General features: G+C 71.0%; 17 protein-coding genes and 1 other RNA gene. 5 read left to right on the top strand and 13 right to left on the bottom strand.

The annotated features are described in order from the left end of the window. Positions 1–908 precede the first annotated feature (908 nt). Positions 909–1766, top strand: a complete 858-nt coding sequence (gene panB / locus RIN75_RS34805; RefSeq protein WP_309116334.1) for a 3-methyl-2-oxobutanoate hydroxymethyltransferase — start codon at positions 909–911, stop codon at positions 1764–1766. 48 nt (positions 1767–1814) lie between these two features. Further along, positions 1815–2750, top strand: a complete 936-nt coding sequence (gene pip / locus RIN75_RS34800; RefSeq protein ID WP_309116333.1) for a prolyl aminopeptidase — start codon at positions 1815–1817, stop codon at positions 2748–2750. Here the strand turns inward: pip and RIN75_RS34795 are convergent. From RIN75_RS34795 to RIN75_RS34750, 10 genes are all read right to left on the bottom strand, one after another. Next, on the bottom strand, positions 2731–3486 hold the full coding sequence (locus RIN75_RS34795; protein WP_309116332.1) for a helical backbone metal receptor: 756 nt from the start codon (positions 3484–3486) through the stop codon (positions 2731–2733). The two genes, pip and RIN75_RS34795, sit on opposite strands and share 20 nt — an antisense overlap. After that, positions 3486–4892, bottom strand: coding sequence for an RNB domain-containing ribonuclease (locus RIN75_RS34790; RefSeq protein ID WP_309116336.1), 1407 nt, complete (start codon positions 4890–4892; stop codon positions 3486–3488). The genes RIN75_RS34795 and RIN75_RS34790 overlap by 1 nt, the downstream gene beginning before the upstream one ends. A gap of 63 nt (positions 4893–4955) precedes the next feature. After that, positions 4956–5141 (bottom strand): hypothetical protein, encoded by a 186-nt coding sequence (locus RIN75_RS34785; protein WP_309116331.1) that lies wholly within the window; start codon positions 5139–5141, stop codon positions 4956–4958. A gap of 45 nt (positions 5142–5186) precedes the next feature. Continuing rightward, positions 5187–5702 (bottom strand): hypothetical protein, encoded by a 516-nt coding sequence (locus RIN75_RS34780; protein ID WP_309116330.1) that lies wholly within the window; start codon positions 5700–5702, stop codon positions 5187–5189. A gap of 21 nt (positions 5703–5723) precedes the next feature. Next, complete coding sequence (locus RIN75_RS34775; RefSeq protein ID WP_309116329.1) at positions 5724–6722, bottom strand: C40 family peptidase; 999 nt, start codon at positions 6720–6722, stop codon at positions 5724–5726. 1 nt (position 6723) lies between these two features. Then, positions 6724–7335, bottom strand: a complete 612-nt coding sequence (locus tag RIN75_RS34770; protein WP_309116328.1) for a hypothetical protein — start codon at positions 7333–7335, stop codon at positions 6724–6726. Then, on the bottom strand, positions 7335–9254 hold the full coding sequence (locus RIN75_RS34765; protein ID WP_309116327.1) for a hypothetical protein: 1920 nt from the start codon (positions 9252–9254) through the stop codon (positions 7335–7337). The genes RIN75_RS34770 and RIN75_RS34765 overlap by 1 nt, the downstream gene beginning before the upstream one ends. After that, the gene (locus tag RIN75_RS34760; RefSeq protein ID WP_309116335.1) at positions 9251–12004 is read right to left on the bottom strand and encodes an ATP-binding protein; all 2754 of its coding nucleotides are present in this window, start codon (positions 12002–12004) and stop codon (positions 9251–9253) included. Before RIN75_RS34760 ends, RIN75_RS34765 begins: the two co-directional genes overlap by 4 nt. An 88-nt stretch (positions 12005–12092) precedes the next feature. Next, positions 12093–12569, bottom strand: coding sequence for a hypothetical protein (locus RIN75_RS34755; RefSeq protein ID WP_309116326.1), 477 nt, complete (start codon positions 12567–12569; stop codon positions 12093–12095). A gap of 3 nt (positions 12570–12572) precedes the next feature. Further along, on the bottom strand, positions 12573–12851 hold the full coding sequence (locus RIN75_RS34750) for a hypothetical protein (protein ID WP_121222765.1): 279 nt from the start codon (positions 12849–12851) through the stop codon (positions 12573–12575). A gap of 381 nt (positions 12852–13232) precedes the next feature. On the opposite strand from RIN75_RS34750, the gene RIN75_RS34745 reads away from it, so the two are divergent. Together RIN75_RS34745 and RIN75_RS34740 are read left to right on the top strand one after the other, a co-directional pair. Next, on the top strand, positions 13233–13574 hold the full coding sequence (locus RIN75_RS34745) for a hypothetical protein (protein WP_309116325.1): 342 nt from the start codon (positions 13233–13235) through the stop codon (positions 13572–13574). Positions 13575–13634: 60 nt separating this feature from the next. Further along, positions 13635–14135: a pyridoxamine 5'-phosphate oxidase family protein gene (locus RIN75_RS34740; RefSeq protein WP_309116324.1), complete on the top strand. Its 501-nt coding sequence runs from the start codon at positions 13635–13637 to the stop codon at positions 14133–14135. 955 nt (positions 14136–15090) lie between these two features. On the opposite strand, the gene RIN75_RS34735 is transcribed toward RIN75_RS34740, so the two are convergent. After that, entirely contained in the window at positions 15091–16695 is a 1605-nt protein-coding gene (locus tag RIN75_RS34735; RefSeq protein WP_309116323.1) for a DUF6345 domain-containing protein, read from the bottom strand. Positions 16696–17022: 327 nt separating this feature from the next. Continuing rightward, positions 17023–17423, bottom strand: an RNA gene (rnpB, locus tag RIN75_RS34730) — RNase P RNA component class A. Positions 17424–17643: 220 nt separating this feature from the next. Here rnpB and ssuE point away from each other — a divergent pair. Then, a complete protein-coding gene (ssuE, locus tag RIN75_RS34725; RefSeq protein WP_309116322.1) occupies positions 17644–18201 on the top strand; it encodes an NADPH-dependent FMN reductase in 558 nt (185 codons plus the stop codon). On the opposite strand, the gene RIN75_RS34720 is transcribed toward ssuE, so the two are convergent. Next, the coding region (locus RIN75_RS34720; protein ID WP_309116321.1) for a histidine phosphatase family protein at positions 18198–19019 on the bottom strand (822 nt) is incomplete at its 5' end. The two genes, ssuE and RIN75_RS34720, sit on opposite strands and share 4 nt — an antisense overlap.

The following is a 19019-nucleotide window of genomic DNA, read 5'->3' as shown; positions in this document are numbered from 1 at the left end:
CACGGCGGGGCTTCGGTTCCCCCACCGTATGGCCTGCCCGAAGGGCTACCACAGATTTCCCGGGTGCGGCCGAAATTTTTTGTGAGGAACGAGCAAAAAATTTCGGCGGCACCCGGGAAATCTGTGGTTGGCTCCGCCAGGCCATGCGGTGGGGGAACCGACGCCCTTCCCTCCCCCATTGGCGGCCTCCAGGCCGCCCTTGATCTTGGGAGCGCGTCAGCGCGTTGGAGCTTGAGAGCGCGCAGCGCGGTTCAAGAGCGCGCAGCGCGGTTCAAGAGCGCGCAGCGCGGTTCAAGAGCGCGCAGCGCGGTTCAAGAGCGCGCAGCGCGGTTCAAGAGCGCGCAGCGCGGTTCAAGAGCGCGCAGCGCGTTCATCCTCCAGCAGCGCGGAGCGCGTTGCGTCGAGCCCCGCGCAGCGTGGATTTGAGCGCGTAAGCGCAATTTTAAAGATCAAAAGCGCCTCGCCGGCGGGCAGGCCACCAAAGATGACACAAAAGCAACTGCGAGGGCTTCTTGCTTGGGCCACCTCCGCATGGCCTGGCGGAGCCAACCACAGATTTCCCGGGTGCCGCGAAAAACTTTTGCTCGTTCCTCGCAAAACTTTTTGGCTGCACCCGGGAAATCTGTGGTAGCCCTTCGGGCAGGCCATACGGAGATGACACAAGCAAGAAGCCCAGGTTGAGTTGTGACCTCACGAGGCCCGGTGCCGCGCTGCGCGCGCCGAAGAACGCGGGCAGCGCAGCGGGGAGAGCCCGCCGGGGGGCGGAAGGGGTGGTGCGGGGCTGCGGGGTGTGAGGTCACTCGCACAGTGCGCACAAGGTCGGCTCGTGGTGTCACGCTGGTCCGGTAACCGTGCAACAAGGCCCGGAGACCCGCGACGAGGCGGGCTTCGAGGGAGGACGGTCGACGATGACCTCTGCAGAGGTATCTGCCCCCTACGGCACCGGAGCGTCCAACGCGCCGGCGAGCACCAAGAAGGTGCGCATCCACCACCTGCGTGAGCTGAAGGAACGCGGCGAGCCGTGGCCCATGCTCACCGCCTACGACATGTACACCGCCGAACTCTTCGACGAGGCCGGCATCCCCGTGCTGCTTGTCGGCGACTCCGCGTCGAACAACGTCTACGGGTACGACACCTCCCTGCCGGTCACCGTCGACGAGCTGGTCCCGCTGGTCCGCGGGGTCACCCGGTCGGTGAAGCGGGCGCTGGTCGTGGCGGACCTGCCGTTCGGGTCCTACCAGGTGTCGGTCGAGCAGGCCGTGGCGACGGCGGTCCGGTTCATGAAGGAAGGCCGCGCGCACGCGGTCAAGCTGGAGGGCGGCCGGCACTTCGCGCCGCACATCAAGGCCATCGTCCGGGCCGGCATCCCGGTGATGGCGCACATCGGGTTCACCCCGCAGAGCGAGCACCAGCTCGGCGGGTACCGGGTGCAGGGCCGCAACGACAAGTTCGACGACGTCGTGGCCGACGCGCACGCGGTGCAGGAGGCCGGGGCGTTCGCGGTCGTGCTGGAGATGGTGACCGCCGAGGTCGCCAAGCAGATCACGCACGACCTGGTGATCCCGACCGTGGGCATCGGCGCCGGGCCGGACACCGACGCGCAGGTGCTGGTGTGGCAGGACATGCTGGGCCTGCGGCGCGGCAAGGCGCCCCGGTTCGTGAAGCGGTACGCCAACCTCGCCGACGTCATGCTCGGCGCGGTGCGCGAGTTCGCCTCCGAGGTGCGCACGCACCGGTTCCCCGGGCCGGAGCACACCTTCCACTGAGTGTGGCGTGGCGGTGACCGTCGGTCGGCGTCGGGCAGAGTAGGGGGCATGTACCCCGAGATCGAGCCCTACGACCAGGGCCTGCTCGACGTCGGCGACGGGAACCGCGTCTACTGGGAGGTCTGCGGCAACCCCTACGGCAAGCCCGTGGTGTTCCTGCACGGCGGGCCGGGCGGGGGCTCGGCGCCGGCGCACCGGAGGCTGTTCGACCCCGCGGCCTACCGGATCGTGCTGATCGACCAGCGCGGGTGCGGGCGGTCGGTGCCGCACGCGAGCACCCCCGGTGTCGACATGTCGACCAACACGACGTGGCACCTGGTGGCGGACCTCGAAGCCGTGCGCGAGCACCTCGGGATCGACCGGTGGCAGGTGTTCGGCGGGTCGTGGGGCAGCACCCTGGCGCTGGCGTACGCCCAGACCCACCCGGACCAGGTGACCGAGCTGGTGCTGCGCGGCGTCTTCACGCTGCGGCAGCTCGAACTGGACTGGTACTACCGCGGCGGGGCCGGGTTCCTGTTCCCCGAGCTGTGGTCGCGGGTGGTCGCGCTGGTGCCGGACGGGGACGTGATCGGCGGGTACGCCCGGCTGCTGCACGACCCGGACCCGGCGGTGGCCGAGGCGGCGGCGGTCGCGTGGAGCGTGTGGGAGGCCTCGACGGTCACCCTGGTGGAACGGCCCGAGCTGGTGGCGGCGTTCGCCCAGCCCCGGTACGCGCTGGCGTTCGCGCGGATCGAGAACCACTACTTCCTCCACCGCGGGTGGCTGGAGGAGGGGCAGCTGCTGCGGGACGCGGGGAAGCTGGCCGGCATCCCCGGCGTGATCGTGCAGGGGCGCTACGACGTGGCCACGCCCGCGGTGACCGCGTGGGAGCTGCACCGGGCGTGGCCGGGGTCGGAGCTGGTGGTCGTGCCCGACGCCGGGCACGCCTACGACGAGCCCGGCATCCTGCGGGCGCTGGTGGCGGCTACCGACCGGTTCCGCTGAACGCCCGCTCCAGGGCCGCGCGGGCATCCACCAGGGCCGGGCCGTACCAGGTCAGGAAGCGGCCCGACACGTGCACCGGGCGCCGGCGCGGGAAGAACTGCGGGCCGTCGTCCGGGGTGAACAGGTAGGGCTCGTCCGGCAGCACCACCAGGTCCGCCTCCTGAGCCTGGAGTTCGTCGAGGGTGGGGCGCGGGTAGCGCTCGGCGTGGTCGGCGTAGACGTTGACCACGCCCACCCGGCGCAGGACGTCCCCGGCGAACGTGTCCCGGCCGACCACGACCCACGGCTTGCGCCACACCGGGATGATCGCCCGCGCGCGGGGCGGTTCGACGTGCCGCCACAGCCGCTCGGCCTTGACCAGCCAGTCCGGTTCGGTGTCCCAGGCGGTGCCGAACAGCCGGCGCAGCGAGCCGAGCGCGGCCGGGACGGACGCGGGCGCGGCCATCACCCAGACCGGGACGCCGTTGGCGCGCAGGCGTTCCACGTCCTCCCGGCGGTTCTCCTCGCTGTTGGCCAGCACGAGGTCCGGGCGCAGGGCGAGGACCTGGTCGACCTTGGGGTACTTCGAGCCGCCGACCCGGTCGACCTCCAGGTCCTCCGGGTGGGTGCAGTAGTCGGTGGCGCCGATCAGGACGTGCGGGTCGACCGCCTCGGTCAGCGACGGGACGAGGCTGACCACCCGGCGCGGCGGTCCCGGCAGCGGTACCGGTTCGCCCAGGTCGTCGACGGGGAGCATCAGGGACCCACCCGGGTGAACCCGACCTTGCGGTGCTCGGGGTCCGCCTCGACCAGCCGGACCCGGATCCGCTCGCCTTCCGGCAGGTCCTCACCGGCGCACCGCCCCATGACCGGCGGGTGCGCGACGAACACGTCCGCGCCGTTGCCCTCGGCCCGCAGGACCACGGCGTCGAACTCCTGGCCCACCCGGTCGGCCAGCACCCACGCCTCGACCTGGTCCAGGCACGCGCGGTCGACCTTGCTCGCCAGCGTGTCGCTCGCGCCCATCAGACCCGGGAGCAGCGGGAGGGCCTTGCGCAGCCACTCCGGGACGTCCTCGCCGGCGGTCACCGCCAGGCACACCTCGGTCGCGAACCGGTCGACCAGGCGGCGCAGCGGGGCGGTGACGTGCGTGTACGGGGCGGCTACGCCCGCGTGGGTGGTGACCGCCGGGATCACGCCGTCGAACGCGGTGTACCCGGCGCCGCGCAGGAGCCTGGTGGCGTCGACGAACAGGGCCAGGGACTCCGGGCGGCTCGGGTCGAGGCCGGCCAGCAGCTTGGCCGGGGTCATGCCGGGCGGCCACGGCACCTTGAGCGCGTGCGCGGACCGCTTGAGCGCGTCCACCGCGCCGTCGTCGGCGTCCGGGAGTGTGCGCAGGACACCGATCTTGGCGGCCAGCATGATCTTGGCCGCCGACATGCCGGTGAGCAGGGAGATCTCGGCGTTCCAGGAGTCGACGTCCACGCGCGGGCGGACGACCAGCTTCCAGTCGCCGTCGCCGTTGGGCACGATCTCCTGCTCCGGGAGCTGGAGTTCCACCGCGCCCCGCTCGGCGGCCCGTTCCCGGCGCAGCCGGCCGAAGTCGGCCAGGGCCTCGATCGACGGGTGCGGGGTGCCGGCGTCGAAGGACGCTTGCACGGACTCGTAGTCGAACTGGGCGGTCGACCGGATCACCGCCCGGCGGACCTGGACGTCCGTAGGTTCGCCGGTGGCGTCGCACTCGAACGTCCACAGCACGGCCGGGCGGGTCTGCCCGGGCAGGAGGCTCGCCGCGCCCTCCGACAGCACGGTCGGGTGCAGCGGCACGTTGCCGTCCGGAAGGTACAGGGTCTGGCCCCGGCGGCGGACCTCGGCGTCCAGCGCGCCGCCGGGCACGACGAACAGGCCCAGGTCGGCGATCGCGTAGTGCACCCGGAAGCCGGCGCCGACCCGTTCCAGGCAGACCGCCTGGTCGAGGTCCTTCGCGCCCGGCGGGTCGATCGTGACGAAGGGCAGGGCGGTGGCGTCCTCCCGTGCCCCGGGCTCGCGGGACAGCGCCTGCTCGGCCTCCGCGAGCGCGGGCGCGGGGAACTCGGTGGGCAGGCCGAACTCGGCCCGGATACCGCTGAAGTCCAGGTCCGCCCTGCCGGTGCGGATCACCATCGAGGCCACGAGTGCACCTTAACCCGCGGGCGCGGCCTCAGTCGGTTCCGCCGGGCGGCGTCGTCAGCCGTTCTTCCACTTGCGGTCCTTCTCGTCCTCGGCCTCGGTGCGCTGCCGGGCGAGTTCCAGGGCGCGCGCGGCGGTCGCCTCGTCCGGGTAGGGGCCCATGCGGTCGCCGCCGCGGCAGCCGACGCCCTTCTCGGCCGTCTGGTGGGTCAGGCAGTAGTACCAGGCATTCGGATCACCCATGGGTCAAGGCTGACATGCGTGGCGGCGCATGTCATGTGCTGGAGGTCAGCGCTGGTGGGGTGACTGCTGCACGGGCAGCGGGCCGGAGTGCGGGTGTTGGGGGAACTGCGGGGCCGGGAAGCCGCGCGGCGGGGTGTTCTGGGTGGCGTTCGCGAAGTTCGCCGGGATCGGGTCCAGCACCGAGACCAGGACGTGCTGGTGCTCCGGGTCCTCGATGCGCTTGCCGGTGCGGTCGCGGTAGACCACGTCGCCGTCGAGGTCGATCTCCATGATCGCGCCCACCTCGGCCAGCTGGTCCTCGTCCAGGTCGACCAGGCGTTCCCTTCGGGACGGGACCACCCGGTAGACCGGCCAGCCCAGGTGCGCCACCGAGCGGTGGAACTCGGCCAGCAGGTGGGTCATCTGCTGCTGCCACGGCAGCGGCATGGCCTCCACCAGGCTGCGCGGCAGGACCGCGTAGCCCGCGTCCACCCCGGGCGGCTGGGAGTTCAGGTAGTCGCGCAGGGGTGTGCTGGACGCGGGCGGGCCGGCGTGGCGTTGGATGGGGTCGGGGGTGAACAAGGTGGTGCCTCCCTCACGCGATCACACACCCGGCCGGACGGCCAGTGGCATCAGCTCGTAGTAGTCCCAGTTGAGCTTGCTGATCTTCACCACGTCCCCGGTCTGCGGGGCGTGGATGTACTCGTCGTTGCCCAGGTACATGGCCACGTGGTGCACGGTGACCGGGTTGGCCGGGTTGGTCGCCCAGAAGATGAGGTCGCCGGCCTTGGCCTCGCGGACCGGCAGGTGCGCGCCGCCGGACATGTACTGGTCGTTGGCCACCCGCGGGATCTTCACGCCCGCCGCCGCGAAGGCCTTGACCAGGATGCCCGAGCAGTCCCACTGGTCCGGGCCGTTGCCGCCCCACAGGTACGGCTCGCCGAGCTGCTGCTTGGTGAACTCGATCGCGGTGCCGGCGGCCGAGGAGGCGAGCAGGTAGTTGCCCACGGCCTCGCCGCAACCGGCCGGGTCGGAGACGCCCGCCTCGCCGATCAGGAAGGCGGCCATGGCCTCCCAGTTGTGGTAGCGGTCGGGGAAGGCGGAGCGCTCCACGGCCTGGGCCGAGTCGCCGGGGCGGCGGTTCTCCCAGTCCGGGACCTTCTCCAGCACGTCGTAGAACTTGCGGATCGCGTAGTCGGGGTCCATCACCTGGGCGGGCGAGCCCCAACCCATCGACGGGCGCATCTGGAAGATGCCCAGGGAGTCGCGGTCGCCGTAGTTCAGGCTGCGCAGCCCGGACTCGGTCATGCCCGCCTGGATCGCGATCTGCCACGCCAGGGGCGGGAGGTTGCGCTCGCGACCGATCTTGATGATCATCTCGACGGTCTTGCGCTGCTCTTCGTTGAGGCGGCTCGCGTCGTTCTTGCCCTTGTCCGCACCGCCGCCCTCCCACGGGCCGATGGACGCGTTGCAGCCGACGGTCCGGTACTGGGGGCTGCCGTCGGCGGGTTGGGTGCCGTTGACCACGGTCGAGACGCCGTTCGTCACGGCCACCGCGACCACGGCGACGACCGCCACGACCACCAGCGCGAACTTCAGCATCTCAACCCACCCTGCTGTACTTGTGCACGCGCCAGCCCTCGGGCAGCTTCACCACGGTCACCACGAGCTTGCCGGTTTCCAGGTCGGCTTCGAAATCGACCGAATCGGTGGTCGAGTTCTTCGCCTTGACCTCGCTCTTGAGTTCCTTCGGCACGTTCTGCGGGTCGACGGACTGCAGCGTGGGCAGCAACTCCTTGGACGTCCACCGCTCCATGCCCTGCAACCACTTGGCGTTGGTGATGCCGGGCGGGTGGTTCAGCCAGGCGTCGATCCAGCTCTCCGCGACCAGCTGGGCCTCCGCGCTGACCGGTGCGGGCGGCGCGGAGTTGGTCGGGCTGGGGGCTTTCGTCGGCAGCGGTGACGTGGTGCCCGCCGACGGCAGCACCCCGATCTGGTTGCCGCTTTCCCTCGGTGCGCCGGACGTCGTCGTCACGACCACGCCGCCCGCGCCGTTCTTCTTGTCCCCCAACGCTTTGTCCACCACGATGCTCACCGTCGCGATGACCGCGACCACCCCGATGACGGTCGCGACCAGGTGGGTGGGCGACTTGAGCGGCCACCCCCACAGCCGGCGGTAGACCGCCGCGCGCCCCCGGTTGGTCCTGATCGGCATCAGCTGTCCCTGACCTCAAGCCCGCGCGACGGCCGGTAGATCACGTGGACCTGCCGCCCCGCCACGACCTCCGTCTCCGCCCGCCGCGGCCCCGGCACGACCGTGCTGTCCGAGAGCCGCGTGAACCCCTGCTGCTGGACCCGCGAGGGCACCAGCACGGAGTCGTCCACCCGATCCCAGTTCCGATCCGCCACCGGCACCACATCCACCACCCGCGATCGCCCGGAAGGCAAGGCCGCCGGCCCACCAACCCCGTTCCCCGGCAGCGCTCCTTGCCCACCACCGGTCACGCCGGGCGCCAACTCGCCCGCAACCCCGCTCCGGTCGAGCCGATGCGCAGTGGCCACAACGGGGTTAGCGGCTTCAGGCCGAACCCGCCCCCGCGCCCTTTGCGGCACGTCCCCATCGGGATCGCTGTCCCGCACGGTGTCCCAAAACTCCTCCTGCGGCGACGGCCCCGTGTCCTTCTTCCGCCGCAAGCGGGACATGATCCCGCCGCTCATCGGCAGGATGTTCCCGGCGGGGCCGACCGACACCTCGACCATCTGCCACATGCGGCGCATCGGCTTGCCCACCATGAAGCAGACCAGGGTCAGCATCAGCCCCAGAAGCGTCCGGGTCAGCAGCGACAGCCCGGTCGCGTTGAAGATCGCTTGCAACAGCAGGGCGTGCACACCCGCCAGGACCGCGAGCACTAGCACGTTGAACACCGTCACCGCCGCCGCCCGACCCACCTTGCGCAGCAGGTCGTGGTGGATCAGCGCGACCAGACCGATCAGCGGCCCGGCGAGAGTCAGCAGACGCAGCAGGAGCTGGGCGAGCAGCACGGCCGCCTTGGCGAACAGCTGGAACAGCGAGAACGCGACCGCTTGCAGCAGCGAGAGGAACCCGGCACCGGTCCGGCCGCCGTCCGCGCCGGTGAAGTAGCCCTTCACCGGTCCGAGCTGGTTGGCGATGTTCTTGTACTCGGTCTTCTTCGCGTTGAGCGCGGCCTGGTCGCCGTCCTTCTGCTGGTCCAGCTCGACGACCGTCCAGGCCTGCGCGTTGAGCAGGCGCGGCCCGTACTCCTTGGCCTGCGGTGCGTCCGGCGAGCCGAACTCGCCGCGCAACCAGCTCTGGTAGACCACCGAGTCGTGCAGCCGCGAAGGCAGGACGTGCAGCGTGCCCTGCTCCTCGGGCGCTTCGACGAACCCGGCCTGGATCTCCGCGGTCTTGGTGACCAGCGTGTCGTCCAGCATCTTGTAGAACTGGGGCAGGGCCAACGCCGACGTGGCCAGCCACATCGCCGCGAGGGCCCAGAGACTTCGCTTGCTGATCGACGCCAGGTCGCCCTGCCAGATCTGGCGGAACATGAGGATAGACAGGATCAACGCGACCAGGCCGAACCAGCGCAAGTAGACGTTGTCGTACACGCGCTGCACGCCGTTCTTCACGGCGTCGTCGAGCGGCTTGAGCAGACCGTTGCCCATGACCGTGTAGTGCAGGGCGTTGGTGATGCCGACGATGTTCTTGGAAACGTTGAAGAGTTCGTTGCCCATCCAGGTGTCGATCACCGCTGCCGTGTCTGGCAGTTTGAGGCAGCTCTCCTGGTACGCGTGCCACACCATGCCCGCGTAGCCGTACGTGAGGTACGGGGTGTCCTTGAGGCCTTGGCCGTCGGGCGGGTCAAGCGCGCCGACCATGCCGGAGCCGGGCCGTTCCGGGTTGGGCGCCTCGCCGCAGTCCGCGGCCTGGGCGGCCGGTGCGCCGAAGACGACCTGGAGGCTGAGGATCGCCGCCACCGCTGCCACGGAGGTCCAGCGGGTGCGGCGGGGGCGGGTGCGGGCCGGTGCCGCGGGGGTCGCGGCACGGGCGCGTCTGAACCGCCGCCGCGCGTAGAGCGCGGCGGCGATGGCCGCCACCAGGAGGAGGGTGCTCATGCCGCACCTTCCCGGCCCTGGCGTCGGGTTCCTCCCTCACCGTGTGTCGAGTCGACCAGGTCGTCGACCAAGCCCACTTCGAGGTCGGCGGCGAGTTCGTCGTCGTAGTCGTCGGTCAGGCTCTCCTCGTAGGCGAACGGGTCCTGCGGTGGCGACGACAGTTCGAGCTCCGCCTGGTCCGGGCCGTCGCGCAGCGCGTCCGGGGTGGTGTCCAGGGCGTTGCGGAGGTGTTCCAGGTGTGGGCCGGAGAAGTCGATGCGGATGCGTTCCACGCCGCCCGCGCCGTCGCCGAAGATGAACTGGCGGGGGGCGCGGTCGCGTTCGGTGGCGGTGCGGGCGCCGCCGGGGCGGCGGCCCAGGGACGCGACCACCTGCTCGTAGCCGGCGCCGACCGGGACCTTCAGCAGGCGCAACGCGTCCGCCTGGGCCTGGTCGTCGTCCAGGCGGCCCACGAAGACCGAGTCGAGCAGGGCCACGAAGCCCTGGATCTTCAGGAAGTCCGCCGGGATCTGGGACGACAGCAGCACGCGCACGTTCCACTTGCGGGAGTCGCGGGCGAAGCGGTTCATCAGCACGCGGCCCGTCGGGACCTCGGACAGGAAGAACGCCTCGTCGATCCACACGCCCTTGCGGAGGTCCTTGGGGCGTTCGTAGATCGACCGCTGGGTCAGCCACGCGGCCAGGTTGAGCATCTCGACGCCCAACGCCTCCGCGTCGGTCCAGTGCTCGCGGCCCACGCCGTCCTTCGGCAGGTTCAGACCCGCCATGGTCAGCACGGTCAACCGGTCGTCGCGCTGCTCGTTGTACGGGTCGGCGTCCTGCTCCGGGATGAGCAGCGACATGCGCTCCCGCATCTCGTCCAGGAAGTCGGCCACGACCACCGCGTGCTCGTGGTGCTCGGACGCGTCCCGCCGCAGTGCCTCGAACACCATGCCGGGGTGCGCGTCGGGCCGGCCGCCGACCGTGCGGACCGCGCGCAGCAGCACGATCCGGGTCTGCGGCAGCCGCGCCACCTCGAACGGCAGCAGGCCGGTCAGCACGTCCAGGACCAGACGACGCCGGGTCGCCGCGGCCAGCGCGCGTTCGCGCCGCCACGCCCGTTCCGGGTCCTCCTCGTCCATGAAGTGCTCCAGCTGCGGCTCCGCCACCACGCGGTACGGGTTGAGGATGCCGGGCTGGGCGTTGAGCAGGTTGATCGGCCGCGCGTACGGCCGCAGCTCGGGCAGGTCGCACAGGGCGGCCAGCGGGCCGGACGGGTCGAGCAGCGTCCAGTGCGCCCCGGACCGCAGCGTCTTGTAGACGATGCCGCCGCCCAGGAACGACTTGCCCGCGCCCAGACCCGCGACCATCGCGGTCAAGCCCGAAGCGTCGCGCAACTCCTGCGCCATCCACGGGTCCCACGCCACCGGACGGCGGGTCGCGGTCACCGTCTCGCCGAGCAGGATGCCGCGCCGGTCACCGACTTCGGCGGTCGCGGTCGGCACGGCCGACGCCGCCCACAGCACCGACCCGCGCCGCAGGTACGCCGACGACGACAGCGGCTCGCCCGGGATGAACTCCCGCGCGATCGCGTACTGCGCCTCGGGGTGCTCGATCGCGACCTTCGGCTTGTAGAGGTCCAGCAACGCCTGGGCCAGCCGGAGAGCTTCCCGCTCGGTCGGTCCGGAAACCGCCAAGCGCCACCAAGACCGCACGCGCGTGCCCAGGGCGGTGAAGCCCGACGTCATCTCGTCGTCGATCTCCAGCACCCGCGACGCCTGCCGCGCCAACGACTGCGGCGGCTCCAGCTCGTGCTCGTCGGTGTAGTGCCGGACCTGCGAGCGGACCTTGGACATCTGCCGCTGCAGCTCGCCGGACACCTCCTCCGGCCGCCGCACGTAGATCCGCGCCGACCACTCGACCGCCGCCGGCAGCCGGTCCGACCGCTGCACCCACGGGTCGTCGACCTCGGGGATCTGCAAGCCGTGCATCAGACCGACGGTGAGCACGGCGACGTGCCGCTTGATGCCCGCGTTCGAGCCGGTGCGGCCCCGGACGGTCACCGTCGGCGCGTACGGCTCCTGGTGGAAGTCCGCCGCGTCGGTGAACGAGGCCAGGTCCTCCGGCTCCCAAGGCGCGCCCGGCACCGCGGGCAGGTTGCGCGGCGCGGGCAGGCCCAGCGAGCACGACCGGTGCATCAGCCAGGACATCTCCTCGGCCGTCACCGGCCGTCCTTCGAGACCCGCGGACCCGATCACCTGGTCGAGGTGGTCGATCTCGGACTCGATGGCGACCAGCTCGGCGTCCACGGCGTCCGGGAAAACCTTGCGCAGCACGGGCGCGGCGCGTTCGACGGCGCGGTCCATCATGTTGCGGGTCTGCACCTGGACGCCCAGGTAGACCTCTTTCTCCGCCATCGAGCGGCCCATGAGCTGCTGCTGCTCGCCGACCATGTAGTCGTCGAAGGACAGCGTGCCCGGGGTGTCCGGCAGCCGGCGCACCGCGTTGTGCACGTGCGCCTCGGCCCACATGCGGATCGGGTACGGCCGGGTGGTCACCCGCAGGTGCATCCAGCGGCCCTGGAGTTCGGCGTACTGGCCCGCGATGGCGGCGATCAGGTCCTGGCGCTGCGAGTCCGAGCGGAACGACCAGCGCTGCGGCGCGAGCTTGTACCAGGCGTAGACCTCCTGCCCGGTGCGCAGCAGGTGGCCGTCGATGCTGCGCGCGGCGATCGACGGGGTGTAGCTCGGCACGGCCTGCTCTCCGGGCAGGCGGCGACCGCGCTTGCTGTAGACCCTGCGGTCGTCCCGGGCCGCCGCCGCGTGCTGGGCGACGTGCGCGGCGGAGCGTCGGTTGCGGTCACGCCGGCGTCCGAACACCGCGAACCTCCTTCTTACGGCGGTCTGACTGCCTGCGGTGCGGGGTCGGGGTGGCGGTCGCCGTGCGCTTCGCCCCCTTGTTCTTGGGACGCCTCCGGGGGCGCTGCGGGTTGACCCGGATGCGGGCGGCGCTGGCCGCGCCGCCCCGGCCGGCGGTCTTCTCCCGCGGCGCGGTCAGCTCACGCACCCACATCGTCATGACCGACGACAGCGGGCGTTCGTGGCTGATCCGGGCGGTGATGAACCGGGTCAGCGCGATCGTGATCACGAAGCCCCAGCCGGTGTTGATGAAGTCGAAACCGAAGCCGATCTGCCGCTGCACGGCGGTGACCAGCAGGAAGACCACGATCCCGACGCCCCACGCCACGTAGCGCGCGCGCCAGGGGAAGGTGGCCTTGGGCGGCCCGAGCCAGACGGCGTCGACCCGGTATACCTCGTCGTCAGTGCGTACCCGCAAGGGTCACCCGCCAGTGAACAGGCCGGCGATCCACTTGCCGATCTCCGAACCGGCGTTGGTGGTCACCGCCAGTCCCATGATCGCCAACGCGATGATGACACCGCCGAGACGGCGCATGACCCCGGCGTTGTCGCCCTTGCCGCCGCCCAGCCACAGCAGGAGCAGGGCCACGGTCAGCAAGAGGAGCGGAACCAGGTTGTCGAGGATCCACTGGCGCAGCCCACCTGTGCCGGGTGCGACCGGCTGCTGCTGCGCGAGTGTTACCAGGGTCTGGGCGGTCATCTCGTACTCCTGAGTACGCAGGACTTCGCCGGGCGGGCCGAGGGGTGCCCGTCCGGTTCGTGCGCTATCGAGTAGAACACGTCTTCGTCACAAGCTGTATCGATCGGCTAGCGGTGGGTAGATCAATAACCGTTCCCCTGGAAGTCGATTACGTCTAATCTGACCACAGACATCATCGTTCGAGGGGAGCCGGTGGAGAACCGGCGGCATTGGATTCTCCCGGTTGCTGAGATAGTTCACCCGACTGCGAACTCCCTGGTCACGCACTGTGTGCACGACCCTGGTCCCCCTGTCCACCCCACCGCAGCGATGACCCGTCCGGCCGGGACGCGGACCGAACGGGCCGCACCCCGGAGTGACGACGCCGAGGAGGCTCGCAGCATGGTCCAGCCGCCTGAAGCCGCACCCGAACCGGCCTCCGGAGTGAAGGAGATCACGGTCTCCGCGGACGTCCCGGGCACGGATCAGGCTACCGGGACGGACGGCCGCCCGGGGCGGCGGGTTCAGCGGACGGTCAACTTCGACCAGGACGTGCTGGAGCGGGCGCGGGCGGCGGCCACCTACCTGGCGGCTTACGAGCCCGCGGCCGGGGTGCGCAGCCTGGCGGACATCGTGAACCCGGCCGTCGAGGCGTACGTGGCGGACCTGGAACGCCGCTTCAACGCCGGCGACCCGTTCCGCCCGGTCCACCGCATGCCCCCAGGCCGCCCTTCCCGCCGCTGACTTCTGCTCATCTCTGCTGACTTCTGCTCATCTCTGCTGACTTCTGCCACTGTGGTCGCCATGCCACAAACCGACGTAGACCCCCGGTTCGGCGACCCGGAGGCTCCCGCCACCCCGTGGCCGGTCGCCGAGCAACTCCTGTCATCGGCGGAGCTGTACTGGCTGACCACCGTCCGCCCCGACGGACGGCCCCACGTGACCCCGCTGATCGCGGTCTGGCACACGGGTGCCTTGCACTTCTGCACTGGTTGGGACGAACGCAAGGCCCGCAACCTGGCCGCCAATCCCCAGGTCGTCATGACCACCGGCAACAACGCCCTGCACGGCGGGCTGGACGTCGTGGTCGAGGGCGTCGCCGTGCGCGTGGAGGACCCGGCGACCCTGCACACCCTGGCCGCGGAGTGGGAGGCGAAGTACGGCCCAGACTGGCACTTCGAGGTCGCGGAAGGCGGCTTCGCCAACCTCCACGGCGTGGCCTTGGTCTTCCGCGTGGAACCGACGACCGCCTTCGGCTTCGCGAAGTCCCCCTACTCCCAAACCCGCTGGCGCTTCCCCACCTAACCCACCACTCCCACCCACTCACCTCATCCCACCCCACCACCCTTCCCAGCACCACGCCCCTTCCCAGCACCACGCCGCCGCCCTACGCCTCCCACTTCCCCCGCTGCCCCATCCCTGACCGCTCCGCCCGACAGCAACGTCCATGCGACCGGAATTCCCTTGCGCCCCAACGATTTTCCGCAGCCGATTCCGGACCAGCGGCATGGCACGCGGAGGAGGCCAACGCGCGCTCAAATCCTCGCGCCGCTGTGGGGTTCTCACCGGTGGTATCGCGCGCCGTGCGGGGATCTCGCCGGTGGTAGTTCGGGCGCTCGAAATCGCGCGCCGTGCGGGCGGGATCTCGCGGGTGGTGGTGCGGCATCGCGGTCTTGGCGGGCGGCGCAAGCGGGCGGCTGCGGCACGAGACGCGGCGCGGGCTCGGAAATCGGCTTCGGCAGCAACCAGCGATGACTCGCACGTCGAGGGTTGGGCAGCCGGCGCCAGCTCAGCAGCGTGGATTCGGCGGGCGCCCCGGGGAGGCGACCGGCGGCCGGGGCGGTGCGGTGGCTGGCGATGGGCGGCTGGCGGCGCGGCGATGGGGCGGGCTCAGCGACGGTGGAGGGTTGGCAGTGGGCGGGCCGGGTGGTGGTGACGGCCGGGCGGGGTGGGGGCTTTGGGGGTTGGCTTGGTCCGGAGGGTGGGCCAGGGCGGCTGGTGGCGCCGGAACGTGGGCGGGGGGCGCCTGGTGGGGCCGGAGGGTGGGCGGTGCCTGCCGTGGTCCCGCGCTCCTTGTTTTACGGGACGCGCGAGTCGGGAGTTGGTGCCGAAACTGACATGTCGCCCGATCGGGTGGATGTCAGGGAGGCGGTCCGACCCGACCGACAACGTGCGGAGAGCACTGGGAGTTCCCGATCGAAGCCGGTGTCCTTCCGCCCCCAGATTGGCGGAAGGACACCGGCGCCTCAGTGGCGATCCGTCAGCTCGTGCCGGACAGGCGCCAGAAGCCGACGGTCGGCAGCGTGTCCGGGCCGACCGGGCCCTTCGTCCAGAAGTAGTCGTTGAAGTTGGCGATCCACGCGTTGCCGATCGGCCCCATCGTCGCCCACACCACCCACGCCGGCTGGGTGTCGATCGACGCCTGCGCCCACGCGTCACGGACCTTCATCGGCTGGTTCCACCACAGGAACGGCGTCCGCAGCATGTAGTTGCCGAACCTCCCACCGTGCACCGCGCTGTGCATCGACACCGTGTCGAAGCTGTTGATCTGGTGCAGCCCCCGGAACGACTTCCCCCACCGCTGCGCCCAGTTCAGGCCGCCCGACGTGTGCTGCAGGATCGAGCACGTGAACAGGCTCATCCACTCGACGTCCCGGTTGCCCCACCGCGCGTCGTTGTTGGACAGGAAGCTGTCGGTGTTCGCACTGCACCCCGAGAACGAGAAACCGGTCGGCGAACCGTGGCCCTGCCAGTAGGTCATGTCCACGTCGTCCGCGTACATGTGGTCCCACCCGCCGGGGAACACCGGGTCCTTGAAGTCCCGTTCCCACGCGTTGCCGTTGAGCCAGCTGAACTGCACCGGAATCCCCCGGCTGGTGAACTGCCCGTTGAACGCCCCCACGTTCAGGTGCGTCCACGGCAGGCCCGAGCACGCGCCCGTCCCCTCGCTGCCGACGTCGATCCGCCACGTCCACTGCGGCGCGATGGCGCCCTCGGTGCGCGGCGGCTGCTGGGGTCCAGGCTCCGGCAGGCTTCCGTCGACCGCCGCGGGAACGGTGATGGACTGGGCGGCTGAGCCGTCGGGGGTGGTGCCGGCGCAGCGGAGGCTGGGCTCCAGCTTCTCGATGCGCTCGGACAACGCGGGCGCGTCGTAGACGTACGAGACGTCGGTGACCTTCGCCGCGCCGCCGAACTGCTTGGCGCACCGCTCCCGGCCCGCCGCCAGGTCCAGCACCGGGATGGTGCCCGCCTTGACCAACTCCCGCGTGCTGTGGGTGAGACCCGCGACCGCGCCCTGGCCGTCGAACGCGACGCGCAGCTTCGCGCCGGCGCCCTCCAGCGGGATGCCGTCGAGGTTGAACGTGAACGACACCGCGGTGTCGATGGCCGTTGAGTACAGGGGCCGCCCGTTGACGTCGAGCACCTCGAACGTCGTGTGCTTGGCAGCGGCGAAGGCGTTGGTCGGCAACAGGCCCGCGCCGCGCAGGGTTTCGACGGCGCGCTTGGTCGCGTCCTCGACGGGGATCGTGCGCACCCGCTTGAGACCTTCGAGGTCCAGCGCGGTCTGGCGGGTTTCCAGGCCGTCCTCGTCCGGGCGGCCCGCGCCCTGGTCCAGGCCCGGCACCTTCAGGTAGGTGGCCTCGTCGGCGAACGCGACCGCACCGGTGTCGTCGCGCTGCACGTCCTTCAGCCCGAACGCTCTTTGCAGGGCCGCGGCCTGTTCTTCGCTGAGCCCGGAGCCGACGACCTGGTACACCGGCAGCTCCGTGACCGCCGCCGTGGCGGTCACGGTGCTGGTGACCGACGCCGCGCCGACCAGACCGGTCAGGGCGAGCCACGTGGCGGCCCGCTTGGTGGTGGACATGGTTTCCCTCCTCTTCGGTGACCGCGGGCGCAGGGAGGGCCCCGCGGTTCGCCAGGAGGACTCGGGCGCGGACGCGGTGATACCCACGACCACTCGAACGGCCCCAAATGTGTAACGCCGTTGATGCGCAAGGGATTGATAGGCGGACCAGTGCGCCCTGAACGCGTTTCGGACCTGCGTCGGAGCCGAATGGCGCAACGCGTTGCGCGTGCGGGATTCCGCAGCGGGTCGGACGCGGTGGGTCGGACGCGGTGGGTCGGACGCGGTGGGTCGGACGCGGTGGGTCGGACGCGGTGGGTCGGATGTGTTGGGTGGGACGGGGTGGGTCGGATGAGTCGGCATGTAAGCCGGATTCTGTTCCCGGGCGCCTCGCGGCGGTCCCGTTCGGCGGCCATCCATCTCGGCCTGCCGTCGCCGACAGGCTCGTGCGGCCTACCCGCAGGCATCGGACGGGCCGCCCTCGATCGCCTGCGCAGGTGCCCTGGGGCACCCTCTTGGCCTTGCTCCGGGTGGGGTTTACCTAGCCGCCCCGGTCACCCGGGGCGCTGGTGGTCTCTTACACCACCGTTTCACCCTTACCCCGGCTCGTCGCCGGGGCGGTCTGTTCTCTGTGGCACTGTCCCGAGGGTCGCCCCTGGTTGCCGTTAACAACCACCCTGCCCTGCGGAGTCCGGACTTTCCTCGGCGACAGACGTGAAATCTGTCGACGCGGCCGCCCTGCCGACTCATCCGGTCCCCATGGTACTCGACGACGTCCCAGGCAGTGGAACCCGCCGGTCGAAACCTTGTCGTGATGTGGAACGCGCTGCTCTACTCGAATCATGGCAAGAATCAGGGACTCACCCGCCGCAGGCACATCGACTTCGGTCTCGCGGCGGCCGCCCTCTGTAGTCGCTGACACATTTCATCTCGTAATCCGAACCTTTCTCCGGAAGGTGTCAGCGAGCCATGTCGTCCATTTTGATCATTTCCGGCAGCCCTTCTCCCGCGTCCCGGACCGGCATTGTCGTGCGATACGTCGACGACCTGTTGCGCGAGGCCGGCTACGACGTCCAAGTGCTGCACGTCCGGCAGTTGCCGACGCTGTCGCTGCTCACCGAGGACCTCCAGGACCCCGACATCGGCGAGGCGGTCGGCGCGGTGCTGCGGGCGGACGGCATCGTCGTGGCGAGCCCGGTGTACCGGGCGGCCTACAGCGGGCTGGTGAAGGCGCTGCTCGACCTGTTGCCGAAGAAGGCGTTGCGCGGCCGGGTGATCCTGCCCCTGGCCACCGGCGGCAGCCAGGGGTTCCTGGTCGCGATGGACTACGCCCTCAACCCGCTGCTCGCGGGCAAGGGCGCGGACACCGTGCTGCGCGGCGAGTTTGTGCTGGACCCGGACATCGCGGGCGACGTGATCGCGCCGGGCCCGGCGGACGACATCCGCGCCGCCGTGGACCGGTTCACGCTGGCCGTGGCGGACGCCCGGTTCCGCCGCACGCGCGCCCAGCTCCGGCCGGCCGTCTAGCCCAGGTGCGAGGTGTCGTTGACCAGGCGGACCGAGCAGTGCCCGTCGGGGTAGAACTCGACGACCGACAGCGACGCCAGGTCCAGGTGCAGCCGGAACAGCAGCGACGGACCGGAGTCCAGCGCGATGCGCAGCAGCTGCTTGATCGGCGTGACGTGGCTGACCACGACGACGTTGCCGCCGGGGTGGCGGTCGAGCAGGTCGTGCAGGGCGCGGCGGACGCGTTCGTGGACCTGGTCGAAGCTCTCGCCGCCGGGCGCCGGGACACCCGGGTCGCCCAGCCACAGCCGGTGGACCTGCGGGTCGCGCGCGGCTGCCTCGGCGAAGGTGAGGCCTTCCCAGCGGCCGAAGTCGGTCTCGATGAGGCCGTCGTGCGTGGTGGCGTCCAGCCCGACCGCCTGCGCCACGGCCTGCGCGGTCTGGTGCGCGCGGTCCAGCGGCGAGGAGACGACGGCGGTCAGCCGGTCGACCTTGGCCAGCCGGCGCGCGGCGGCTTCGGCCTGCCGGCGGCCGACGTCGGTGAGCGGCGGGTTGCCGCGCCCGGAGTAGCGGCGGGCGACGGACAGCTCGGTCTGGCCGTGGCGCAGCAGGTAGAGCCGGGTGGGCTCGCCGATCGCGCCGGTCCACGACGAGGGCGGCGCGGTCTCGGCCGACCCGACCCCTTTCTCCGCGCTCGACAACTCCAGGTCGAGCATGCCCTCGGCGCTGTCGGTGCCCGCTGGGACAATGGACCCCGGGGGCGCTCCGGCGGGATTGTCGGTCCTCCGTGGGAGAATTACCCCCGGGGGCGCTTCAGCCGGATTGTCGGTACCCCGTGG

This window comes from Saccharothrix sp. (assembly GCF_031180885.1).
In the GTDB taxonomy this organism is placed as follows: domain Bacteria; phylum Actinomycetota; class Actinomycetes; order Mycobacteriales; family Pseudonocardiaceae; genus Actinosynnema.
Note: the sequence above shows the minus strand (reverse complement) of the source record. Positions and strands in the feature narration are given on the sequence as shown.